The organism is Pseudomonas sp. RA_15y_Pfl2_54 (assembly GCF_963971015.1).
Lineage (GTDB): Bacteria > Pseudomonadota > Gammaproteobacteria > Pseudomonadales > Pseudomonadaceae > Aquipseudomonas > Aquipseudomonas baetica_A.
Window position 1 is genome coordinate 181,222 of the sequence record NZ_CAXAPN010000005.1, and the last position, 20,123, is coordinate 201,344.

The following is a 20,123-nucleotide window of genomic DNA, read 5'->3' on the forward strand; positions in this document are numbered from 1 at the left end:
GGCGCGCAGTATATATCGCCACTGGCGATTTACGCGCCTGCGAAGGACAAGAGCTGTAACGAAATGTCCTGCCAAACAGCAAGAATAGTCTGATAGGGCAAACAGGCAGGCCCGTCGTATCAGGACAACGGGCCCGAAACGGCTCAGTCCTTGGCCAACACGCCATCAATCCCTGCGCCACGGCAACCGGCAAACATGTCCAGGCCCGGCTGATAAACCTTGCTGCGTACTTCAAGCAAGCCGAGCATCGAGTGAAACAGGTTGTCCTGACTCAACGGTTTGTCTCGGTTCATTTGCAGGCAGTGAGTATCGACCGAATAAGCCTTCTGATAACTGTCAGAGAACCACGCCAGCATCGCCACATGTTTCTGTTGCTCCGGCGCCAGCATGTAAGGCGTACCGTGCAGGAACAAATTGTATTCGCCCAACGACTCGCCGTGATCCGACAGGTACAACATGGCGGTATCAACCTTGTCCTGATTGGCGCGCAGTACATCGATCAGGCTCGACAACACATGGTCGGTGTAAACCAGCGTGTTGTCGTAACCATTGACGATACTTTCTCGGCTGCAATTGTTCAGCGCGTTACTTTCACAGACGGGTGTGAAGTGTTCGTATTCCTTCGGATAGCGCTTGAAGTATTCCGGGCCATGACTGCCCATCTGGTGCAAGACAAGCACAGTGTCCTTGTCCAGATGGTCGATAAAGCCTTGCAGACCTTGCAGCAGGATTTCATCACGGCATTCGCTGTTGGCGCACAGCGCCGGGTCTTTGAGGTTACTGACATCCTGCAGCGTGACCCGATCGCAAGTGCCTTTGCAGCCAGACTGGTTATCGCGCCAGATCACATCGATACCGGCACGCTTGAGCACGTCGAGCAGGCCCTCTTCGTTCTTGGCCTTGCTGGCGTCGTAATCCTTGCGGTCCATGTTGGAAAACATGCACGGCACCGAGACCGCCGTTTCAGTGCCGCAGGAATGTACGTCGGTGAACGCGATCAGCCCGGCTTCCTTGTCCAGTTTTGGCGTGGTGTCACGGTTATAACCCAGGATGCCGAAGTTCTGCGCCCGGGCACTTTCCCCCACGACCAGCACGGTCAGGGATTTGCGTGGCTGTACTTTCAAGTCCGGATTGCGTTGGGCGTCCTCGCCGATCTTGACGAACGGCTGATGCGCCGACGCCACCTGTTCACGCAGGTAACCGGCCGTCGCGCCAATGTAGTTGCTCGGCACCAGCATCAAGTGCAATTCATGATGATTGCGAAACAGCGAGGACAACCCCTGATAGTTGGCCAGTGCAACCCCACCGATCACGGCAGCCGATACGAAACTGACAACAACTTTGCTGAACAACTCGCGATGCCAGCGACGATAGTTGACCGGCACTTTCCACAACAACCAGGAAGGCAACACACCAAGAAACAACAAGTAAGCAAACAACTTCAACGACAGCAGATCACGAACTTCCGTGGCATTGGTTTCGGCGAAGTTACGAAGCATACCCGCATCAATCATGACGCCATACTGACTCATGAAATAAGCCACACCGGCACTGATCAAGAACATCAGTGTCAGAATCGGCTTGAGCAGCGGACGAAAGGCGAGAAAGGTCAGCACGATGTTGAACGCGGCAAGGATCATCACGCCAAAAGCCACGCGCATGGCAACGCCGTTGCCATCTGCGGCAGTGATCTCGACCAGGTGCTGCCAGAGCACAAAATTGAAACCGATCAACAGAAAGGCACTGGCAATCAACGTCACCCACTCCGGGCGCACGGAATTCAACTTCAACATAGTGGTGGGTTATTCCTGAAAAGAAGAGCCCCGGTTAGTTGTGAAAAATTCATTAACCAAGGCCTGCAAAACTGTAGACAGGCATCCATCAATTTTTCGTGAAAAAGTCGCCAACGATTAGTTAGGGCTTGGTAATAAGTCGAAATCCGAAAAATATTTGAGAGTGCTTCAGGCTTGCTCCAGTTTTTGGCCTGCCCCCCATCCCTGTGCAAGCGAGCATGCCCGCGCCCACGGAGGGGATTCGCGGTTATCGAATATTTAAATACCGCAGCGGATTTTCTGGTTTGCCCGCACCGAGTGGCCACGCGCCTAATCCTCAGCCCTGATATCAAAGGCCTGACGATGGAACACATCCGCACCACCTCCCGCCCCGCCGTCGGGCTAATGCTCGCGATCATTCTGGTCGCTCTCAATCTGCGACCATCGATGGCAGCCGTCGGGCCACTGCTTTCGGCGATTCGCGGCGACATCCCGTTGAGTTTCAGCCTTGCATCGTTGCTGACCATGTTGCCGGTGACGGCCATGGGCTTGGCGATGTTTTTCGGCATCGGTATCAGTCAGCGCCTGGGTGAACAGCGTACGGTGCTGTTGTCGCTGCTGATCATTGCTCTGGCGACGCTGTCACGGCTGTTTATCGACTCGGCTGGCGAACTGATTGTCAGCGCCATGTTGGCGGGCATCGGCATCGCGTTGATTCAGGCGTTGATGCCGGCGCTGATCAAATCGCGCTTCGCCGACAACGTGGCGCTGTGCATGGGCTTGTATGTCACCTCGATCATGGGCGGCGCGGCGATTGCGGCCTCATTCGCGCCACTGGTGAGGGTACAAACCGGTAGCTGGCGCCTGGGCTTGGCCATTTGGGCGGCGCTGGCGCTGCTGGCGTTCGTGTTCTGGTGGTCGCAACGCAGGTCACTGCCAAACACCCTGACGGGGGCGGCGAGGAAAGAAGCGTTTTTCTCCAATGCTCGCGCCTGGTTACTCGCAATCTTCTTCGGTCTGGGAACAGCGTCCTACACCTGTGTGCTCGCTTGGCTGGCGCCGTACTACGTGGAAAAAGGCTGGAGCGAACAAAACGCAGGGCTGTTGTTAGGTTTTCTGACCGCCATGGAGGTCATTTCCGGACTCATAGTCCCGGCTATCGCCAATCGCAGCCGTGATCGGCGCGGGGTACTGATGGCACTGCTCGGCCTGATCATCGCCGGCTTCTGCGGGCTGATCCTCAGCCCGCAACACCTCAGCCTGCTGTGGCCGTGCCTGTTGGGCCTGGGCATCGGCGGGTTGTTTCCGATGAGCCTGATCGTCGCCCTCGACCACCTCGACAACCCGAAGCGCGCCGGCGGCCTCACCGCCTTCGTGCAAGGCATTGGTTATCTGATTGCCGGCCTCTCACCATTACTGGCCGGGATGGTCCGCGATCAACTGGGCAGCTTCGAATGGGCCTGGGGGACGCTGACGGCCATGATGGTCGTCATGCTGCTGATGGTGTTGCGTTTCGATCCCCGGCATTACCAACGACATGTCCGCTGACCGCAAACCCGCAGTAACTGAAGGCTTCTGGCCATGTTTTAGCGCTTTGTCGGGCGACGTCGTGTTGCTAAAACTTTCTGTCCCACAACTGTCCGTGAAATATCCTACAGGGCTTTCTCCTGGCACCATCGTTCCGCTAGGATCGTTCGCACACGTTTGCGCGGATTCAGCGCAAGGAGCACAGCGAGATAGAACGGATGCTGAACAGTAACTTGCTTCGAAAGCTCGACATGCAGGATCTCATGGTGTTTATCGCCGTGTATGAGCAGAACAGCGTCACCGATGTATCGGAAACACTGTTTGTCAGCCAGTCCACCGTCAGTTATTGCCTGAAAAAACTGCGCACCAGTTTCGAAGACGAACTGTTCATCAACACACGCACCGGCATGCGTCCGACCTACAAGGCCTGCACCATGTACGGCCATGTACAGAAGATTCTCGAGAGCATCAATCTGTGCCACGCCGGCGCCCCGGTGTTCGATCCAACCCAGCAAGCGGTCACCTTCAACATCTGTGCCCCGGAATACTTCGAACAACTGATCCTGCCGCGTTTATTGAAACGCTTCGACTTCAATGATTTGCCGGTGATGGTCAACATGCACAAGTTTGAAACCGATGTGCCAGCGGATGAGCTGCGCGACGGCAGCCTCGATCTTGTGATCAGCTTCGGCCCCAACTTCCACCGCAACCACGCTGACCTGAAGTCTCGGATGCTGCTGGAAGATGATTTGGTCTGCGTCTTCGACAAGCGCGCCACACCACTGGAACCGCGCCTGAGCTTGCAGGCCTTCACCGAACGCCGGCATGTGTTCCCCACACCCTGGACCTCCACCACCAACATGGTCGACGGCTGGCTCGCGCGACAGGCACAGAAACGCCAGATTGTGGCGCGCTCGAACAGCTACAGTGCTGCGTTGAAATTGATCACCGGCACCGACTTCATCCTCACTCTGCCCCGGCGTATTCAGCGTTTACTGACCAACGAAGCCGTGTTTAACCACTGCGAGGCGCCCAACGGCTTGCCGGGGTTCACGCTCGACATGCAGTGGAGCCAGAACGTCGATCAGGACAGCGCCAACGTCTGGCTCCGCGAGCAGATAATCCAGGTGTGCAGTGAGCTGGAAGCGGCCTGACGCTTACATGCCAATAGCGGTTTTACTGTAGGAATCACGGTCGATATCGAGCAGTTCAACGCACAACTGCACCTCAATGTCGGCAGGCCATTCGCAAAGTTCTTGCAACACCGTCAGCAGGCTTTGCGAAAGCTGTTTCTTGATCTCCGGCGAACGGCCGCTGAGCAGGGCCAGCTTCACATGCACGAAAGCACGCTCGCCCATGGCGGTGCCAACCTTGAAGGTTTCCACTTTCACCGCACGGCTCTTGATATCGAACTCCGCCGCGAACTGACCGGAACCCACCAAGGTGTTGTTGAGCCGGATCAAAGCGACGTCAGCGTTCAGTTGCGGCAGGTTGGCGGTGTATTCCATGTGCAGGTGTGGCATCGGGGTACTCCAGTCGGGCGGCAGAAAGGCCGTACATATAACACAGCTGCGCCCTACTCCCTTGAGGCTTTTTCTGACACCACGGGTGACGATGTCTGACGTAGCGCCAAGGTTTCCCAGGCAGCGACCACGATCACGATCGTCGTGGTCAGCGCGCCCAGTTGCAACGCTGAAAACCAGTGATTCAACGCCAATGGGAAGGACAGCATCAGCAGAACCAGCCCGGCCAGATGCGACAAAGGGGGCAGCAACCGGTCGGCCATGACCCATTTGAACAGCGCATTGCCGAGCAGAAACAACCACGGTCCGGCAATGATCGCGAGGATACCGGCGTCGCTGGCGTGATCCGGGTGCACCAGCACCAGCTCATCGGCCACGGCACTGACGATCACCCCGGCAACGATCAGCACATGCAGATAGGTGTAAGCGATCCGCGCCTGGCGCCCAGGATCAGTGGAATGAGCGATGCGATGGTGCGCGCGTTCGGCGCCGCTGTCGAAATACACCCACCACATGGCGATACTGCCCAGCACCGAGACGAGAAAGGCGAGCAATCCGCCCGCACTCAGCGGTAATTCGGCAAACGTCGCACCGGTCACCAGCAACGACTCACCCAGGGCAATGATCACAAACAAGCCACAGCGCTCGGCCATGTGATTGCCTTCGACGTTCCAGTCGCTCAGCGACGAACGCCCAAGGCCCGGCACCCAGAAATATAGCGACGGCGAAATCAGCTCGATCAACAAAGCCGCCGACCAGCACCACAGGCGTTGCTCTGCCTCGACAAACGCCCCGGCCATCCAGAAAACCCCGGACAGCATCAGCCAGACGAGGATGCGCTGAAAGTTGCGGGTCATGCTCAGCGATTCGCCGCGCACCGCCCAAATGGCAAACAGCGTGCGCCCGACCTGCATGAACACAAACGCTGCGGCGAACATCAAACCGCGTTCGGTGAATGCCTTGGGAATGGCCGATGAGAGCAACAAACCGGCAATCATCAGGCCAAACAACCCGAGGCGGATCGGCAGTTTTTCCGGGTCGAGCCAATTGGTGATCCAGGACGTGAAGATCCACACCCACCACACCGCGACCATCAACAACGCTACCTGCACCGCGCCGAGAATCGACAAATGGGCGAGCAGGGAATGCGACAACTGGGTTACGGCGAACACGAACACCAGATCGAAAAACAGCTCGACCATGCCAACCTTGCCACTGTCGAGACTGCCGCGCCCACGCAGCAACGTACGGGTGATGCTCATGGCACAGTTCTCCGCCGGATTCATACGTCACAGCAAAGCAGGCAGACTTCCTCCCGGCAAGTTGAACAACGCCCGTCAGGGTCGTGTCGCGCGTTTTAGAGCGGTGTCGGGGGGCGCTCGCTCATCAAGGCTTCGAGCCGCGAACGCAACCAGCGCTCTGCCGGGTCGCTGTCGACGTGGCTGAGCCAGACCATCGACAGGTCGAGTGTCGGCGTCTTGAACGGGAACGGTTCCTTGAACAGCAACCCGGAGGTGGCCATGGCGGTGGCGGCGTAATCCGGCAGGCTGGCAATAAGGTCCGTGCCGGCCAACAGTGCCGGCAGCGCGCTGTATTGCGGCACCGACAGCACCACCTGACGGGTACGGCCAAGCTCTGCCAGCCACTCGTCGGCGAAACCACTGACGTTGGCGGTGTGGGACACCAGGACGTGGGGACGTGCGCAATATTCATCGAGGGTCAGCGGCGTATCGCAGGCGTCGGCACGCAGGATGCTCGGTTGAATGTGCCGCAGCAGTTTGCGTTTGGCGTTGGCCGGCAGGCCACGGGTCTGACTGATACCGACCGTGATATCGCCGGCGGCCAGCAGATCGGGGATTCGCCAATAGTCGACGTGTTGCACCACGAACACCACGTTCGGTGCTTCCTGACGCAAAGCACGCAACGCCGGCGGCAACAGGCCGAACTCGACGTCATCAGACAGGCCGATGCGGAACGTCATGGTACTGACCGCAGGATCGAAATCACGGGTCAGGCTCAATGCCACTGACAACGAATCCAGCGCCGGTTTGAGGTGACGAAAGATATCTTCAGCGCGGGCTGTCGGCTCCATGCGGTGCCCGACACGAATGAACAACGGATCGTTGAGCATCGTGCGCAAACGGTTGAGCGCCGAACTGATGGTCGGCTGACCGAGAAACAGCTTCTCCGCCGCCCGGGTCACGTTGCGCTCGAGCATCAAGGTTTCGAAGACCACCATCAGGTTGATGTCTGCCTTGCGTAGTTCATTGCGATTCATTCACTGCCCCCGCTCCCCGGAATACGGGCAGTGTAGAAAGGCCTGGGGCTCGGCGTCCATCAACCTTTGCCGACCTCACTGGACCTTCTGTGTTTTCACCCTCAGCCCATGACCTGTGCGTCACCGTTCAGTCCCGTATGTCGTGGACGGGAACGTCGTTCAAATACACATTGCAGCTCTTCGCCAAGCGACCATTCTCAACGTACTAAACATGCCCCCTTCAGAAACATCCGCGAACGATTGGAAACAAATGTCCGATAGCCAAAAAACCCGTCTGCGCTAGGCTTGCGACCATGCGTCAAAAAGGCTGTCGCACAAATAAATCGCATGGAGCGAACTGAATGTATTTCGAGATTTACAGACAATCCAAAGGCACCCCGAGCACCGGCAAAGGGCAATGGCGCTGGAGGCTGCGCGCAGGCAATCACGAAACCATCGCCAGTGGTGAGTCTTATGTGAACAAGGCCGATTGTTTGCATGTAATCGAGTTGATCAAAGGAGCAACAGGGGAGACGCCGGTGAAGGAGATTTAACCGCGAGAGTGAATGAGCGACTGCGTCCTACAACCTTTTCCTTTTTTGTTCGAACGACTGGCGGGCCGTCTTTACGTCCCTACGCTCAGTGACGTATGGGGCCATCCGGCCCTGTTTCTCCACATCATTTGAACCCAAAAGGAGCCGCACAATGGCTAGAGACAAAGCGAAAGACGACAAGTACTTCAACTGTACGCAAACGCATGAAGCCGACTACGTCGCCAGCCTCTACCCGCACGCCAAGGACGAAGTCAAAACCTTCCTGGCTTTGGCATGCCTGAACAAGACGCTGCATAACTCGACGCACAAGGAAGTTTATGAGCTGATCGAAAAGAAGTTAGGTCACTCGCTGTCGTGAGTGGCTGAGTGCGGGGAGCGGTAGCTCCTGCAAAAATGAAAAGGCCCCACAGGTTTGATCCTGTGAGGCCTTTCCATGTTCGGTGAAGTAACTCGTCGGCAGAATGCGGCAGCTCCGGAATCGAGGGAGTTGAACGATACAAACAAGTAACCTGTTAAGCCCGCTTCGCCTGCACCGCGATACAAGCCTTCTCTCATCACACGTCTCTATGTACGGAGGCGCAAAATGACCGAAACTCCAGAAGAAAAAACCATCGGATTCGCCCCATTCATCTACGGCTCAGGGCAACGCACTGTTCCACGTCAGCTCCCGATTTCTGGAATTACAGAGGATGGGGCCAGTCCTAGTTGTCGCGCAGTGCCTGCCTTGAGATGGGCGATCACCAGCCAGCCTTTGCGAATCGCACGGGTAAAGCCCACCTCGAACACTGTCCGACCGCGCTCGTTGACGATTTCGCCATAGCTGCCTTCCCGCAGGCCGCGATCTTTCAAGTAGTTCGGCGATATGGCCTTGTGTAAGGCTTCGCGCTCAGAATGAGGCAGTTGCGCGGACAGGGCATTGTGAGGCGTGGGCATAATTTGTGAGGTCTGCTTGGTTGACGTCCAGCTCGGTCGCCACCACTTTTTTCACATGTTGTTCGAACGTTTCCATGTTCATTCCCTTGCGGTTGGATGCGTACCACGAAACAGTGGCCGGCCCGTGCCGACCACTGGGCTCTTGCGCCATGGTGAGGCGTATCAGACCGCCGTCAGATGCATGAAACCACCGGAGAAGCGCCCGCTTTCCGGGACGAAACACAGCACGCGCTGCCCTTTGTGCAGGCGTCCGGACTCAAGCAGCTCGTGGATCATGATGTAGATCGACGCCGAGCCGGTGTTGCCACGATGAGACAGGTTGGTGAACCAGCGCTCTTGGGGAATCGCCAATTCGGTGTTTTCCATGCACTCGACAATCGGTTTGCGGAAGTATTCCGATGACATGTGCGGCAGGAACCAGTCGATGGCCTCGGGCGACAGGTTGTACTTGATCATCACCTCCTTGAGCGGCTTGCCGAGGGTGTACTTCACCACGTTCTCGTTCAGCAGCCGCACGTCCTGCTTGATTGCGAAAATCGAGCGCGATGCCCATTGCTCAGAGGGCAGCCGCATCCAGCCGGTCAAGCTGTCGTCCTCGGCCTTTTCCGCGCCCGCGTACATGCAGGTTGGTAATTCGTTGGCGTAGGAAAAGATGTCTATCCAGTCGATACGTAACGACAGGCTGCCGGCCCGTGGTTGGTTCTCGAGCAGGAAGGCCCCGGCCCCGTCGGATAGCATCCAGCGCAGGAAGTCTTTATCGAAGGCGATTTCTGGGCGGGCCGCCATCTGCGCCACCAGCGCCTCGTTTTCCGCATCGAAATTGCGCGCATGCAGCACCGGCGAAACCACCTCCGAAGCTGTGGCCACTGCCTTGCGGCTGGCTCCCGCAAGCACCGACAGGTAGGCATATTTCAGCGCGGTGAGGCCAGCCAGGCAGATGCCGGCGGTGGACACCACCTCACAAGGTTTGTTGCCCAGCTCGCCATGCACCATCACGCCATGGTTGGGCATCAGTTGGTCCGGCAAGGTGGTGCCGGTGGACAGGCATTCCATGGAGTCCAGGGTAAAATCGTCGCCCACCAGGCCCTTGATCGCCTCGGCGGTTATTTGCGCGTTAGTGAAACGGGGAACACCAGTTTCCGGATCCAGCACATAATAGCGTTGCTTGATTCCGTTATTACGCAACACCACCTGCCGAGACCGTGAAGGTCGCCCGCCCACATACCCGAGAATGTTCTCCATCGTATCGTTATCGACCGCCTCTCCCGGCATATACGTGGATGTTTTCGTAATATAGACAAACGAATTACTCATGATTATTTCACTCTTTAGATTCAAAATTTAGTTGCGAACCGGACGGCTGTTCGTAATAACGCTGCAACTCATTGAGGCGCGTCCGGATAAATGGATGAAGCAAGCGGCGTAACACAAGTGAAATAGGCAGGACGGTCATGATGACCAACAATAGATAGACGATGAATAAGCACAGCAAGAGTCGCCGTAGCCATTGTCCATACTTGCCGAAACGGCAAATTATTCCCGACCAGAACTTGAAGCCTCTATAAGCCGCTCGCTCGCTGAGTATCAGCCCAGGATTGACGGTCGCCGCCCCCAGTCCAGCCAGCATCGGCCCTTCGGCTTTCTCTTTATTGGCATACAGGGCGGCATTCAATGCCCGCCCGAAACGTGCAGCGCCTTGGACATCCTGGGCGCTAATCCCGGCCTTGGGCAGGCCGAGGAATGACTCGCGGTTGCCGGTGAACATCCAGCGCGGTGTGGTAATCAGTGTGGCGAAGGTATTGGCCCGGTCGGTTAGCACCACGTTGTCGCGCAACTGCGCGCCGGCCTCATCCAGTAGACGCTTGACCGCCTCCTGGGCCATCAGCCACATGTTGCGGCAGGCGATCACCGTGACCACCGGGCGCCCGGCCAGCAGACGCTTGCCTTCCGCGCTCTTGAGAAATGCGGTGATCAGCGGTGATGGCGACAGATACCAGACCTGATACGCTAGGATCACCAAGTCGAAGGGCTGAGTGTGATTCGTATACACCGGTTCGATGGCCGGCGGGCTGAGTTGCACGGTCTCGGGAAACACGTCGAAAAATTTGCCCACAGGCCAAGGAAACGGATAGGCAACCCGGGGCTTGAGCACCACTTCATGTACCTTAACCTCCTGTGTCGAACGTAGAGGCGAAATTAGACTTTCGACCACTTCGCTCAACTGACCGCTTTGCGAATAACGAATCACAAGAACATGTTTCATAAGTGCAGGGACCTTTTGCTTTTCAACTACACAAACACGCCAGAGATTCGAGTGGCAGTTCTGTAGAGCGTGATGCTCCACCCCGGATAGCTTGTTGGGGTAATGGCACACCAAGTTTTTAACGTCTAATTTTTATTCGGGACGAGCGAATGCAGTACGTCGCTAGTGGCGTACGCAATAGAAGAGGGGCGCCAACTTGCAGATAGCCGCGGAGGCTGTCTGGCGAAAGTCGATATACGAGTGGGCGGGATTGTTCTGGTAGGCTTTTGCGCGGTTCAACTGCGGCTCATCCGTGATCTTGTACATCATGCAACTCCTGATTCTAGCTCGGGCAGACTGGATTCCTTCCAGTTCTTCACAGACGAACTCTAGATACTTATTGTGGCCTGTCAAATAAGTGCGGCGAATTTTATCGCGTGCCCTCGATTCAGTGGCGCGAATACACGATGGCGCTGTTGGGCCAGGACGTGGTGTAACTCCCATGTTCTGCAGGTGTCCCGGATTTTGCGTAACCGAAATTTCTGTTAAATCGACAGCAGCCGATCTTCGAACTGGATAGGGACGGCGGCTGGACCGGATGTTGATGCATCCGGATCAGCCGCTCTTTTTCACTTCAGTGTTGAGACTTCTTTGGCGTATGCCTGACAGGCCGCGAGGGCAATCAGCCCCCGGTCGCCGTCATCGGTGACGCCGATAATTCGTTGAGCATGCGCTGGGTCAAGTTCGGCTCTTGTGGGGCCATGAACCACGCCGCCGGCGGCGGTGGCTGACAACGATCCGTTGCCGGCGCCAGTAGTGGCGTCGAGTAGGACTGACAAGCGCAGATCAGCAGTGGCAAGGCGGTCGCGCAGGCGACCTTGATCACGTTGGGCATCACTCAAGGCTCGGTAATGGGTTTGTTCACTGGTTGCCAGGCGCTGCTCGAGCGCGAGGCGTTTGTCCTGTTCGGCACGCTGTTGCGCGGCCGAGGCCTGGTTCAGTTGGTTGAGGGCTTCGGTGTGGAGGCGGGCCTGCTCCGCGAGCTGGCTGCCATAACGCCATTCCTGCACTCGCCAGGTGATGGCGGCAGAACCACCGGCCATGACGACCAGCACCAAGCCTTTGGCCACCAGCCGATACGGTGCCGGGATCAGTTCGCCGAGACGCATAACACCGCCCTCGCCCGCCCCCACAACTCCAGCCGATCCTGCAGGCCATTGAGGCCGCCGTTGATCCTGCGGGTGATCGTGTTGAATTCGTTTTGATCGGCCAGCGCGTTCAACCCATTCACCGACCAGAACCACGCGGCCGACTCGGCAGCCCACTGCGGCAACTCCAGCAGCTCAGGGGTGCGCAGCAATCGCTCGTCACCGAACAGCGCCAAGCTGCAGCGCAGGTAGTTGTCGTGACCGGTGACCTGGATCAGACCGCGACCGCGATAGCGCTGGCCATCACCATCCGCTGCCGGGGTGTTGCCCAGTTTCGCAGCCAGGTTGCCGGTGTCGTATTTGCTCAGGTACTGATCGCCGCCCAGCTCCCGGACGTACTGCAGCTGACCCGACTCGTGACCGACTTGCGCCAGAAACGCGGCTTGGCGTTTCGGCGTGTTGATCTGCCGATGCGCCATGGCTGTGTTTAGGGCGGATACAAAAACGCCCGCTTGGCGGCGGGCGTTGGGCATGATGCTTTGCAGCTGTTGTTCAGTGATGGACATACAAACTCCAGACGTAAAAAAACCGCTCTCAGGCGGCGATGGGATGCGGCTACTGTTTCTCGATGTTCACAACCTTGAGGGGTGGTTTCGGCCCTTTCTTTTTCTTGCCCTTGGATTTACCGGCTTTGCCGGCATTGCATTCGACCGTGGTGGACCAGCCAGACTGGGTGAACACTTGCTCGACCGAATCCGCCAGGTACTCGCCATCAAGCCCGACCTTGAAGCCCTGGGCGAGAATGGGCCGCTCGGCGAAAATGTCCGTGCGCCCAGGCATCTCAAACCGCACGTCGGCGGTCGAGCGATTGAACGCCGCCAGACGCGCTTTCGCGGCCGCTTGGGCAGCGGTCTTATTCGGGTAGATATGCCGGTCGGTATGCACCGCCGGCAGGCCATCCGGCGCGTCGTCGTTGTCGATGGTGACGATGGCCAGCTTTCCGTCTTTCTTGTCCTGGTGCTTGGTCGCAACCGCCTTGTGCGAGCTGCGATCGCCGAGACTGAATTGCCAGCGGCTGAGGTCGCTGCGCGTCAGCGTGACCGCGCCGAAAGCCTTGCCGCTTGCGGACTGTCCGCCTTGACGTGGCATCACCAACAGCTTGCCATCGGCCACCTTGGCCGTGCAGTCGTATTGCTTGGCCAGCCGGGTGATGAAATTAAAATCGGACTCGTTGAGTTGATCCACTCGCGCCACTTTGGTCGACACCGGGCACACCGGCTGCCAGCCATTACGCGCGGCAATGTCGGCCACGATCTTCGACAGCGGCACGTCTTCCCAGCTCCCGCTACGGATGGTCTTACCGCTGCCGCGCATGTCGCTGGCCTTGCCTTTGATCACGATCGTATCCGGCGGCCCCGACACTTCGACGGTGTCCACCGTGTAACGTCCCATGCGGGCTAAAGCGGTTTCGGCATAGCCTAAATAGACCTCGATCGAACCGCCCCGCCGAGGCAACTGCACTTGTCCATCCCGGTCATCGATACGCAACTCAAACTCGTCGGACTCCATGCCGGGCTTGTCCGAGGTGCGCAGCAACAACAGCCGATCGTTGATCTTGGCCGTGACGTCGGCACCATCGGCGACGATTCGAAACATCGGGGTCATGGATTTTGCCCAAAAAAAACCAGCACAAGGCGGGTCAGAGAAGAATGCACCGTTACGCGTAACGCAACGGCTCGCCTAGCTGATAGACCCTGCACTGGAACTGATGCGAGACATCGTTGCTGCGGCCAGGGAATCACCAGTCGAAGAGATCACCGTTATCCAGCGCGACAACATCACGTCAAAGAAGATGAAAGTCAGGTTTCTTTTCCGCAGCTCTACCAGCGGGTCGTTGTGGAGCGGCAAAACCCTGAGCAATTGGTTCACAGCTCATCTGAAAAAGGCAGAAGTGCGCCATCGAGGCGCCAACCAGTGCCGCCACACGTTCGCCAGCCAGATGCTATCGAGCTATGTGCCCGTCGAATGGGTGGCCAGACAGCTAGGGCACGCCGACACAACAATGGTGAGAAAGCATTACGGTAGATGGATACCTAAGGACACCAAGAGCATAGCCGGTATCGTGTCGAAAATGCTGGGGTTTCGCGAAAACTAATACCTGGGGAGGAATACCTCCCCAAGCAGGGAAGACGGCGGTTAGCGATTGTCTGGATGAACGGCCTCGCTGACTACTTGAATGATTTCATCTGCCGTCATTTCACGCATGATCACGTTTTTTCGAATCAGCTCAAATGCGGCATACATACGCGCATAGGTGTTAACCATAGGGCAATGAGAGTTGTTGTTCGCAACATCTTTGAACTCAGTGAAGCGATTCAAACGATTCACCAAAGTGTGAGCGATGCCCCGGTACCGGCTTTCGTTGTTACCATCATATCCAGAGAAGGTAAGCCAGGCGGCTACGTGGTCACTCGATTGATCTACCCTCGTCTTGTCATCTTGTGAGAGCGCAGCATATCCCCTCCCAATAAAAGAGAACATGTCGAAAACATCACCTACAAAAACTACTTCTTCAGGATTATCGATTTCATTGAAATCGTTATATGCCCACCTCAAAATCCACAAATCATCTTCGCCGACTGCTTGAGTTACCAAGTCTAAGTCGTACCGGCTTTCAACCCCAAGCTTCTTATGAAGATCGCAGAGCATTGCGATGGTCAGTTTTTCGATTACGGTTGGCATTTCCTTTCTCCGGATTTCAGTCCAGTGAAAAACGTCCGAGTCCGGCACAACGATGCCAGCCCGCCATCATGCTAGACGAAACTGAGAGGGAGAAATCTCAGATGGGGAAATTAGTACAGCATAGAACGGCCTAGGCAGGTCCGTGAGACAGAATAAATGCCCTAAATATGCCCTAAACAATCGACCTGAAACGAAAAAGCCCCCGTAATCATCAATGATTACGGGGGCTTCGTCTTGTTCAATAATGGCGGAGAGATAGGGATTCGAACCCTAGGTACCGGTGAAGGTACAACGGATTTCGAATCCGTCCCATTCGGCCACTCTGGCATCTCTCCAACGGCGCGCATCATAACAACACTTTCGCTGGTTGCGAACCCCCCAAGCGAAATTTTTTCCGTGCTATCAGATGCTTGCGTCGATTAAAGCGGTACGCCCAGACGATTGGCGACTTCTTCGTAGGCTTCGATGACGTCACCGAGGCCTTGGCGGAAGCGGTCTTTGTCCATCTTCTTCTTGGTGTCCTTGTCCCACAGACGGCAGCCGTCCGGGCTGAACTCGTCACCCAGGACGATGGAGCCGTCGCTGAACACGCCGAATTCAAGCTTGAAGTCGACCAGCAGCAGGCCGGCGTCGTCAAACAGCTTGGTCAGCACTTCGTTGACCTTGAGCGACAGTTCTTTCATGCGAACCAGTTGCTCGGCGGTGCCCCAGCCGAATGCGACAACGTGGGATTCGTTGATGAACGGGTCGCCCTTGGCGTCGTCCTTCAGGAACAGCTCGAAGGTGTAAGGGTTGAGCTTCAGGCCCTCTTCGACGCCCAAGCGCTTGACCAGGCTACCGGCGGCGTAGTTACGCACGACGCACTCGACCGGGATCATGTCGAGCTTCTTCACCAGGCATTCGTTGTCGCCCAGCAGTTTGTCGAATTGGGTCGGTACGCCGGCCGCTTCGAGCTTTTGCATGATGAAGGCGTTGAACTTGTTGTTCACCATGCCTTTGCGGTCGAGCTGCTCGATACGCTTGCCGTCGAACGCCGAGGTGTCGTTGCGAAACAGCAGGATCAAGCGGTCAGCGTCGTCGGTCTTGTAAACCGATTTGGCTTTGCCGCGGTAGAGTTCTTCACGTTTTTCCATGATGGGCTCCGCTTGCTAAGTAGGTGGGCTAGGCGATGTGGCGCCAGTCGAGCCCTGAATCTTGATCGGCCAGTTGCAGCCAGTCCGGGTCGCACCCGAGGGTGTCGACAAAACATTGCCGGGCCAGCTGCGGCAAATTGTTCTTGCTGCTCAGATGGGCCAGAACCAGGTGCTGCAAACCCTGCCAGCCCAACTCGGACACCAGGAATGCCGCCTGGTGGTTGTTCAAATGTCCCAGCTCGCCGCCCACCCGTTGCTTGAGAAAGTACGGGTAGTGACCACGAGCCAGCATATCGCGGCAATGATTGGACTCGATCATCAACGCATCGAGATCCCGATAACCGTCAAGCACCCGCTCGCAGTAGGAACCCAGGTCAGTCAGCAGGCCGAAGCGCCGCTGCTCGTGATCACTGAAGACATACTGGGTCGGTTCCTGCGCATCATGGGCCACGGCAATGACCCCGATGTTCAGTGCACCGATCTGCAGTTGCTCGCCGCCGGCCAGAAAGCCTGCGGGTTCAATCGGTTTGCGCATCCCGCGCAGTGTGCCGCGACTGAGGTAGACCGGTAGATTGTAGCGCCGAGACAGCAAACCCACGCCATGCACGTGGTCGGCATGTTCGTGGGTTACGAGTATCGCGCTCAGTTGCGCCGGGTTCACACCCAGGCGCAACAGGCGTTTTTCGGTTTCCCGCAGGGAAAAACCACAATCCACCAGCACATACGTATCAGCACTGGCGATCAGCGTGCCGTTCCCTTGGCTACCGCTGCCGAGAACGGCAAAACGCATGTGATCAGCCCAGATTGTCCTGAATCACGCTCAACACTTTGCGCGCTACGTCAGCCGGTGCGACGGTGTTGATGTTTTTCTCGACGGTGACCTGGATGTTCTCGCCAACCTTGCTCAGGCGAACCTGATAACGCTCGGCACGGGCTTCAATTTCTTCCTTGCTCGGCGCACTGCCAAACAGGCTGCTGAAGAAACCAGGCTTGTCGTCTTTCTTCTCGGCTTTTTCGGCCAGGTTGATGTAGTACAGGCCCAGGCTGCGGTTGATGTCTTCAACACGCCATTCGCCCTGCTCCAGCGCACGGCCAACGCTGGCCCATGCACGGTTCAGATCGGTACCGACGTTCAACACCGGGTTACCGCTGCCATCTTCGCTGAGGCTGACGCGGCTTGGCGTATCGAAATCACGCGAAGCGAGCATCGACACCGAACCGCCCTTTTCGGCAGTACGGCTCATGCTCGCGAGCATGTCGTCAACCAGCGCTGCGTCCAGGCCAGTGTTGACCGAACGATTGGTGAAGGCTACGTCTGCAGTACTGCCGGCAGGCCGCTCGGCACTGACCACATAGATTTCACTGGTATTGCGCTGCACACCCGGCTCGACACGCACACGAACGCGGGTTTCGCTGTCGGCGCCGACGCCCGCTGCGCTCAGGCGCTTGGCCATGGCAGCGGACAGTTCATCGGAGTGCTGCCAGGTGGTGGTGAATTCGCCCGTTTGCGGGCGCTGTTCATCCAGACGGAAACCGTTGTCCTCGAAGAACTGCACGGCCACTGGCCAGACTTCGGCCGGTGGATGCTGCCCCATGACCCAACGCGAATCGCCGCTTTTCTGCAGCGAGTAATCACTGGCATCGGCGATGGCCGACAACGGCTGAGGACGCGGAACAACGTACTCACCCTTGGCGGTATCGTCAGCGACGTTTCGCGGGATCGGCAGCAGCGGATCCAGACGTTTGGAGGTGCTGACATCCGATGGCAGTTGCATCGGTGCAGTCTGTTGCGCTTGCAGGTAATCGCTACCACGGTCGCGGAAATAACCTTCCGGCCCCCAGACCCATCCGCAGCCGCTGGTGCTGGAGATAATCAAGGCAAGTGCGGAAAGTCCGGCCATTCGCTTCATGCGTTGTACTTCCTCAATTAAACCAGGACGCTGCACTGGCGCAGGGCCGTGCGAAGCGTTTCATGACAAGGTGCGCTCAGCCACGTCAGCGGCAGGCGGATGCCTTCGTGCATCAGGCCCATTTCAACCAAAGCCCACTTCACCGGAATCGGGTTGGCTTCGATGAACAGGTCTTTGTGCAGAGGCATCAGTTTTTCGTTGATGGCCCGTGCGGTATCGGCGTCGCCTTTGAGCGCGGCCTCGCACAGATCCGCCATTTCGCGTGGAGCGACATTGGCGGTAACAGAGATATTGCCTTTGCCACCCAGCAGGATCAGCTCGACCGCGGTCGGATCATCGCCCGACAGCACGATGAAGTCCTTGCTCACGCCATCAATGATCGCTTTGGCACGCGTCAGATCGCCGGTGGCTTCCTTGATGCCGATGATGTTAGGCACGGTGGACAGGCGAATCACGGTCTCGGCCTGCATGTCGCAAGACGTGCGGCCAGGCACGTTGTAGAGAATCTGCGGGATGTCGACCGCTTCAGCGATGTGCTTGAAGTGCTGGTACAGACCTTCCTGAGTCGGCTTGTTGTAGTACGGGACTACAAGCAGGCAGGCATCGGCGCCGGCGGCTTTGGCGTTGCGGGTCAGTTCGACGGCTTCACGGGTCGAGTTGGCGCCGGTACCGGCGATGACCGGAATGCGGCCGGCAACCTGTTTGACCACAGCTTTGATCACGGCGATGTGTTCTTCTACATCAAGGGTTGCCGACTCGCCGGTAGTACCGACCGCGACAATGGCATGGGTGCCGTTCTTGAGGTGGAAGTCCACGAGTTTGCTGAGGCTGTCCCAGTCCAGACGCCCTTGTGCATCCATGGGAGTGACCAGTGCCACCATACTGCCCGCAATCATGAAACCGCTCCTGCCGGAAAAAGAGAGCGGTAATGGTACTGGCGCCAAGATGCTTGCACAAGCGAAGTACTGCGCTGCCGCCATTCCCCTTGGCGCCGCTTTTCGCTACCCTTCAGACTTTGATCGGTACAGATCAGCTTGTACGCCGGGTTACAGCCTCCCTTTTCGGCCTCCCAAACCCCGTTCCTGCGTCGCATCGACGCGCTCCCGCTATAGTGGAGCGAGCCGCGAGTGCTTTGCCGGGGCTTTTTGAACGGACAGCCTGAATGGGCACACAGGCAATTCCCGACGGCCAATGACCGTAAACCTACCGACCGCTCATCGCTTTAGGAATGCTGCATGTCCACCCCCACAGTTCGCGAACAATTCCTTGTCATCAGTGCCCTCGGCGCCAACCCCATGGAGCTGACTAACGTCCTGTGCCGCGCCAGCCATGAAAATCGCTGCGCCGTGGTTACTTCACGCCTGACCCGCCACGGCGAGTGCAGCGCGCTGATCCTTGAGATCTCTGGCAGTTGGGACGCCCTCGCGCGTCTGGAAGGCAGCCTGTCGGGCCTCGCCAAGAAGCACGCTTTCACCGTCAACGTGGTGCGTAGCGCGGCGCTGGAAAATCGCCCGCAGGCACTGCCGTATGTGGCTTACGTCAGCTCGGCGTATCGCCCGGACATCATCAATGAGTTGTGCCAGTTCTTCATGGATCACAACGTCGAACTGGAAAACCTGACGTGCGACACGTATCAGGCGCCACAGACGGGCGGCACCATGCTCAACGCGACATTCACCGTAACCCTGCCGGCCGGCACCCAGATCAGTTGGCTGCGTGACCAGTTCCTGGATTTCGCCGACGCGATGAACCTCGACGCGCTGATCGAGCCTTGGCGCCCACAAAACCCAATGTAAGGAAGCTTTCATGGCCGTTGTCATCGACCAACCGGTAGCGGATTTCGAAGCACCTGCCACCAGCGGGCAAACCGTCAGCCTCTCTGCCCTGAAGGGCAAGCAAGTGGTGATCTACTTCTATCCGAAGGACAGCACCCCGGGCTGCACCACCGAAGGCCAGGGCTTTCGAGATCAGTACGCGGCATTCAAGGCTGCCAACACGGAAATCTTCGGCATTTCCCGCGACAGCCTGAAGTCCCACGAGAACTTCAAGTGCAAGCAGGAATTTCCGTTCGAGCTGATCAGCGACAAGGACGAAGCCGTCTGCCAACTGTTCGACGTGATCAAGCTGAAGAAGCTGTACGGTAAGGAATACCTGGGCGTTGATCGCAGCACGTTCCTCATTGACAAGGACGGTGTACTGCGTCAGGAATGGCGCGGCGTGAAAGTGCCGGGGCATGTGGATGCGGTGCTGGCGGCGGCTCAGGATCTGAACAAGGCCTGATGTTGTTGCGTCGTTTTCACTGACGCCTTCGCAAGCAAGCCCGCTCCCACACTGGATCTGTGAACGCCACGGTTCCTATGTGGGAGCGGGCTTGCTCGCGAA

At 57.5% G+C, this 20,123-nt stretch carries 21 protein-coding genes, 1 tRNA gene and 1 pseudogene; 7 read left to right on the plus strand and 16 right to left on the minus strand.

Features of this window, described 5'->3' with window-relative positions:
- Positions 1-143 precede the first annotated feature (143 nt).
- Positions 144-1,793: a phosphoethanolamine transferase gene (locus AACY50_RS05695; RefSeq protein ID WP_339431024.1), complete on the minus strand. Its 1,650-nt coding sequence runs from the start codon at positions 1,791-1,793 to the stop codon at positions 144-146.
- A 342-nt stretch (positions 1,794-2,135) separates the two neighbouring features.
- On the opposite strand from AACY50_RS05695, the gene AACY50_RS05700 reads away from it, so the two are divergent.
- The gene (locus AACY50_RS05700) at positions 2,136-3,320 is read left to right on the plus strand and encodes a cyanate transporter (RefSeq protein ID WP_339431266.1); all 1,185 of its coding nucleotides are present in this window, start codon (positions 2,136-2,138) and stop codon (positions 3,318-3,320) included.
- 197 nt (positions 3,321-3,517) lie between these two features.
- Entirely contained in the window at positions 3,518-4,453 is a 936-nt protein-coding gene (locus AACY50_RS05705) for a LysR family transcriptional regulator (RefSeq protein ID WP_339431023.1), read from the plus strand.
- Between the two features lie 3 nt (positions 4,454-4,456).
- On the opposite strand, the gene AACY50_RS05710 is transcribed toward AACY50_RS05705, so the two are convergent.
- From AACY50_RS05710 to AACY50_RS05720, 3 genes are all read right to left on the minus strand, one after another.
- The gene (locus AACY50_RS05710; protein WP_339431022.1) at positions 4,457-4,822 is read right to left on the minus strand and encodes a 5-carboxymethyl-2-hydroxymuconate Delta-isomerase; all 366 of its coding nucleotides are present in this window, start codon (positions 4,820-4,822) and stop codon (positions 4,457-4,459) included.
- 53 nt (positions 4,823-4,875) lie between these two features.
- Positions 4,876-6,084, minus strand: coding sequence for a low temperature requirement protein A (locus tag AACY50_RS05715; protein WP_339431021.1), 1,209 nt, complete (start codon positions 6,082-6,084; stop codon positions 4,876-4,878).
- A 95-nt stretch (positions 6,085-6,179) separates the two neighbouring features.
- Positions 6,180-7,100, minus strand: a complete 921-nt coding sequence (locus tag AACY50_RS05720; RefSeq protein WP_339538279.1) for a LysR family transcriptional regulator — start codon at positions 7,098-7,100, stop codon at positions 6,180-6,182.
- A gap of 341 nt (positions 7,101-7,441) precedes the next feature.
- Between AACY50_RS05720 and AACY50_RS05725 the strand changes: the two genes are divergently transcribed.
- Positions 7,442-7,633, plus strand: a complete 192-nt coding sequence (locus AACY50_RS05725) for a YegP family protein (protein ID WP_221729401.1) — start codon at positions 7,442-7,444, stop codon at positions 7,631-7,633.
- A gap of 151 nt (positions 7,634-7,784) precedes the next feature.
- Entirely contained in the window at positions 7,785-7,991 is a 207-nt protein-coding gene (locus tag AACY50_RS05730) for a hypothetical protein (RefSeq protein ID WP_339538280.1), read from the plus strand.
- Between the two features lie 302 nt (positions 7,992-8,293).
- On the opposite strand, the gene gmtX is transcribed toward AACY50_RS05730, so the two are convergent.
- From gmtX to AACY50_RS05760, 6 genes are all read right to left on the minus strand, one after another.
- Complete coding sequence (gmtX, locus tag AACY50_RS05735; protein WP_339464866.1) at positions 8,294-8,566, minus strand: gamma-mobile-trio protein GmtX; 273 nt, start codon at positions 8,564-8,566, stop codon at positions 8,294-8,296.
- A 162-nt stretch (positions 8,567-8,728) separates the two neighbouring features.
- Entirely contained in the window at positions 8,729-9,880 is a 1,152-nt protein-coding gene (gene darB / locus AACY50_RS05740) for a beta-ketoacyl synthase DarB (RefSeq protein ID WP_339538281.1), read from the minus strand.
- 7 nt (positions 9,881-9,887) lie between these two features.
- Positions 9,888-10,829 carry a 2-hexyl, 5-propylresorcinol biosynthesis aromatase DarA gene (gene darA, locus AACY50_RS05745; RefSeq protein ID WP_339434329.1) on the minus strand — a complete coding sequence of 314 codons (942 nt, stop codon included), beginning with the start codon at positions 10,827-10,829 and terminating at the stop codon, positions 9,888-9,890.
- Positions 10,830-11,437: 608 nt separating this feature from the next.
- Positions 11,438-11,977 carry a lysis system i-spanin subunit Rz gene (locus AACY50_RS05750; protein WP_339538282.1) on the minus strand — a complete coding sequence of 180 codons (540 nt, stop codon included), beginning with the start codon at positions 11,975-11,977 and terminating at the stop codon, positions 11,438-11,440.
- Complete coding sequence (locus AACY50_RS05755; protein ID WP_339434331.1) at positions 11,959-12,522, minus strand: glycoside hydrolase family 19 protein; 564 nt, start codon at positions 12,520-12,522, stop codon at positions 11,959-11,961. Before AACY50_RS05755 ends, AACY50_RS05750 begins: the two co-directional genes overlap by 19 nt.
- Before the next feature lie 49 nt (positions 12,523-12,571).
- Positions 12,572-13,621, minus strand: coding sequence for a phage late control D family protein (locus AACY50_RS05760; RefSeq protein ID WP_339508635.1), 1,050 nt, complete (start codon positions 13,619-13,621; stop codon positions 12,572-12,574).
- Positions 13,622-13,700: 79 nt separating this feature from the next.
- Here AACY50_RS05760 and AACY50_RS05765 point away from each other — a divergent pair.
- Positions 13,701-14,111 (plus strand): annotated as a pseudogene (locus AACY50_RS05765) (tyrosine-type recombinase/integrase); the annotation flags it as partial.
- Positions 14,112-14,152: 41 nt separating this feature from the next.
- On the opposite strand, the gene AACY50_RS05770 reads toward AACY50_RS05765, so the two are convergent.
- From AACY50_RS05770 to dapA, 6 genes are all read right to left on the minus strand, one after another.
- Positions 14,153-14,698: a YfbU family protein gene (locus tag AACY50_RS05770; RefSeq protein WP_339464864.1), complete on the minus strand. Its 546-nt coding sequence runs from the start codon at positions 14,696-14,698 to the stop codon at positions 14,153-14,155.
- Positions 14,699-14,943: 245 nt separating this feature from the next.
- Positions 14,944-15,033: transfer RNA gene (locus tag AACY50_RS05775), tRNA-Ser, on the minus strand.
- An 84-nt stretch (positions 15,034-15,117) separates the two neighbouring features.
- Positions 15,118-15,831, minus strand: coding sequence for a phosphoribosylaminoimidazolesuccinocarboxamide synthase (gene purC / locus AACY50_RS05780; protein WP_122608857.1), 714 nt, complete (start codon positions 15,829-15,831; stop codon positions 15,118-15,120).
- Between the two features lie 28 nt (positions 15,832-15,859).
- Positions 15,860-16,621, minus strand: coding sequence for an MBL fold metallo-hydrolase (locus AACY50_RS05785; protein WP_007911390.1), 762 nt, complete (start codon positions 16,619-16,621; stop codon positions 15,860-15,862).
- 4 nt (positions 16,622-16,625) lie between these two features.
- Positions 16,626-17,741 (minus strand): outer membrane protein assembly factor BamC, encoded by a 1,116-nt coding sequence (bamC, locus tag AACY50_RS05790; protein WP_339464863.1) that lies wholly within the window; start codon positions 17,739-17,741, stop codon positions 16,626-16,628.
- A gap of 17 nt (positions 17,742-17,758) precedes the next feature.
- Positions 17,759-18,637, minus strand: a complete 879-nt coding sequence (gene dapA / locus AACY50_RS05795) for a 4-hydroxy-tetrahydrodipicolinate synthase (RefSeq protein WP_339430751.1) — start codon at positions 18,635-18,637, stop codon at positions 17,759-17,761.
- 339 nt (positions 18,638-18,976) lie between these two features.
- On the opposite strand from dapA, the gene AACY50_RS05800 reads away from it, so the two are divergent.
- The gene (locus AACY50_RS05800; protein ID WP_016984694.1) at positions 18,977-19,537 is read left to right on the plus strand and encodes a glycine cleavage system protein R; all 561 of its coding nucleotides are present in this window, start codon (positions 18,977-18,979) and stop codon (positions 19,535-19,537) included.
- Between the two features lie 10 nt (positions 19,538-19,547).
- A complete protein-coding gene (locus AACY50_RS05805; protein WP_095119107.1) occupies positions 19,548-20,021 on the plus strand; it encodes a peroxiredoxin in 474 nt (157 codons plus the stop codon).
- The last annotated feature ends 102 nt before the right edge of the window (positions 20,022-20,123 follow it).

Excerpts from the sequence above, each read along its gene's own strand:
- AACY50_RS05695 (WP_339431024.1), bottom strand. The coding sequence starts at position 1,793 with ATGTTGAAGTTGAATTCCGTGCGCCCGGAGTGGGTGACGTTGATTGCC.
- AACY50_RS05700 (WP_339431266.1), top strand. The coding sequence starts at position 2,136 with ATGGAACACATCCGCACCACCTCCCGCCCCGCCGTCGGGCTAATGCTC.
- AACY50_RS05705 (WP_339431023.1), top strand. The coding sequence starts at position 3,518 with ATGCTGAACAGTAACTTGCTTCGAAAGCTCGACATGCAGGATCTCATG.
- AACY50_RS05710 (WP_339431022.1), bottom strand. The coding sequence starts at position 4,822 with ATGCCACACCTGCACATGGAATACACCGCCAACCTGCCGCAACTGAAC.
- AACY50_RS05715 (WP_339431021.1), bottom strand. The coding sequence starts at position 6,084 with ATGAGCATCACCCGTACGTTGCTGCGTGGGCGCGGCAGTCTCGACAGT.
- AACY50_RS05720 (WP_339538279.1), bottom strand. The coding sequence starts at position 7,100 with ATGAATCGCAATGAACTACGCAAGGCAGACATCAACCTGATGGTGGTC.
- AACY50_RS05725 (WP_221729401.1), top strand. The coding sequence starts at position 7,442 with ATGTATTTCGAGATTTACAGACAATCCAAAGGCACCCCGAGCACCGGC.
- AACY50_RS05730 (WP_339538280.1), top strand. The coding sequence starts at position 7,785 with ATGGCTAGAGACAAAGCGAAAGACGACAAGTACTTCAACTGTACGCAA.
- gmtX (WP_339464866.1), bottom strand. The coding sequence starts at position 8,566 with ATGCCCACGCCTCACAATGCCCTGTCCGCGCAACTGCCTCATTCTGAG.
- darB (WP_339538281.1), bottom strand. The coding sequence starts at position 9,880 with ATGAGTAATTCGTTTGTCTATATTACGAAAACATCCACGTATATGCCG.
- darA (WP_339434329.1), bottom strand. The coding sequence starts at position 10,829 with ATGAAACATGTTCTTGTGATTCGTTATTCGCAAAGCGGTCAGTTGAGC.
- AACY50_RS05750 (WP_339538282.1), bottom strand. The coding sequence starts at position 11,977 with ATGCGTCTCGGCGAACTGATCCCGGCACCGTATCGGCTGGTGGCCAAA.
- AACY50_RS05755 (WP_339434331.1), bottom strand. The coding sequence starts at position 12,522 with ATGTCCATCACTGAACAACAGCTGCAAAGCATCATGCCCAACGCCCGC.
- AACY50_RS05760 (WP_339508635.1), bottom strand. The coding sequence starts at position 13,621 with ATGACCCCGATGTTTCGAATCGTCGCCGATGGTGCCGACGTCACGGCC.
- AACY50_RS05770 (WP_339464864.1), bottom strand. The coding sequence starts at position 14,698 with ATGCCAACCGTAATCGAAAAACTGACCATCGCAATGCTCTGCGATCTT.
- purC (WP_122608857.1), bottom strand. The coding sequence starts at position 15,831 with ATGGAAAAACGTGAAGAACTCTACCGCGGCAAAGCCAAATCGGTTTAC.
- AACY50_RS05785 (WP_007911390.1), bottom strand. The coding sequence starts at position 16,621 with ATGCGTTTTGCCGTTCTCGGCAGCGGTAGCCAAGGGAACGGCACGCTG.
- bamC (WP_339464863.1), bottom strand. The coding sequence starts at position 17,741 with ATGAAGCGAATGGCCGGACTTTCCGCACTTGCCTTGATTATCTCCAGC.
- dapA (WP_339430751.1), bottom strand. The coding sequence starts at position 18,637 with ATGATTGCGGGCAGTATGGTGGCACTGGTCACTCCCATGGATGCACAA.
- AACY50_RS05800 (WP_016984694.1), top strand. The coding sequence starts at position 18,977 with ATGTCCACCCCCACAGTTCGCGAACAATTCCTTGTCATCAGTGCCCTC.
- AACY50_RS05805 (WP_095119107.1), top strand. The coding sequence starts at position 19,548 with ATGGCCGTTGTCATCGACCAACCGGTAGCGGATTTCGAAGCACCTGCC.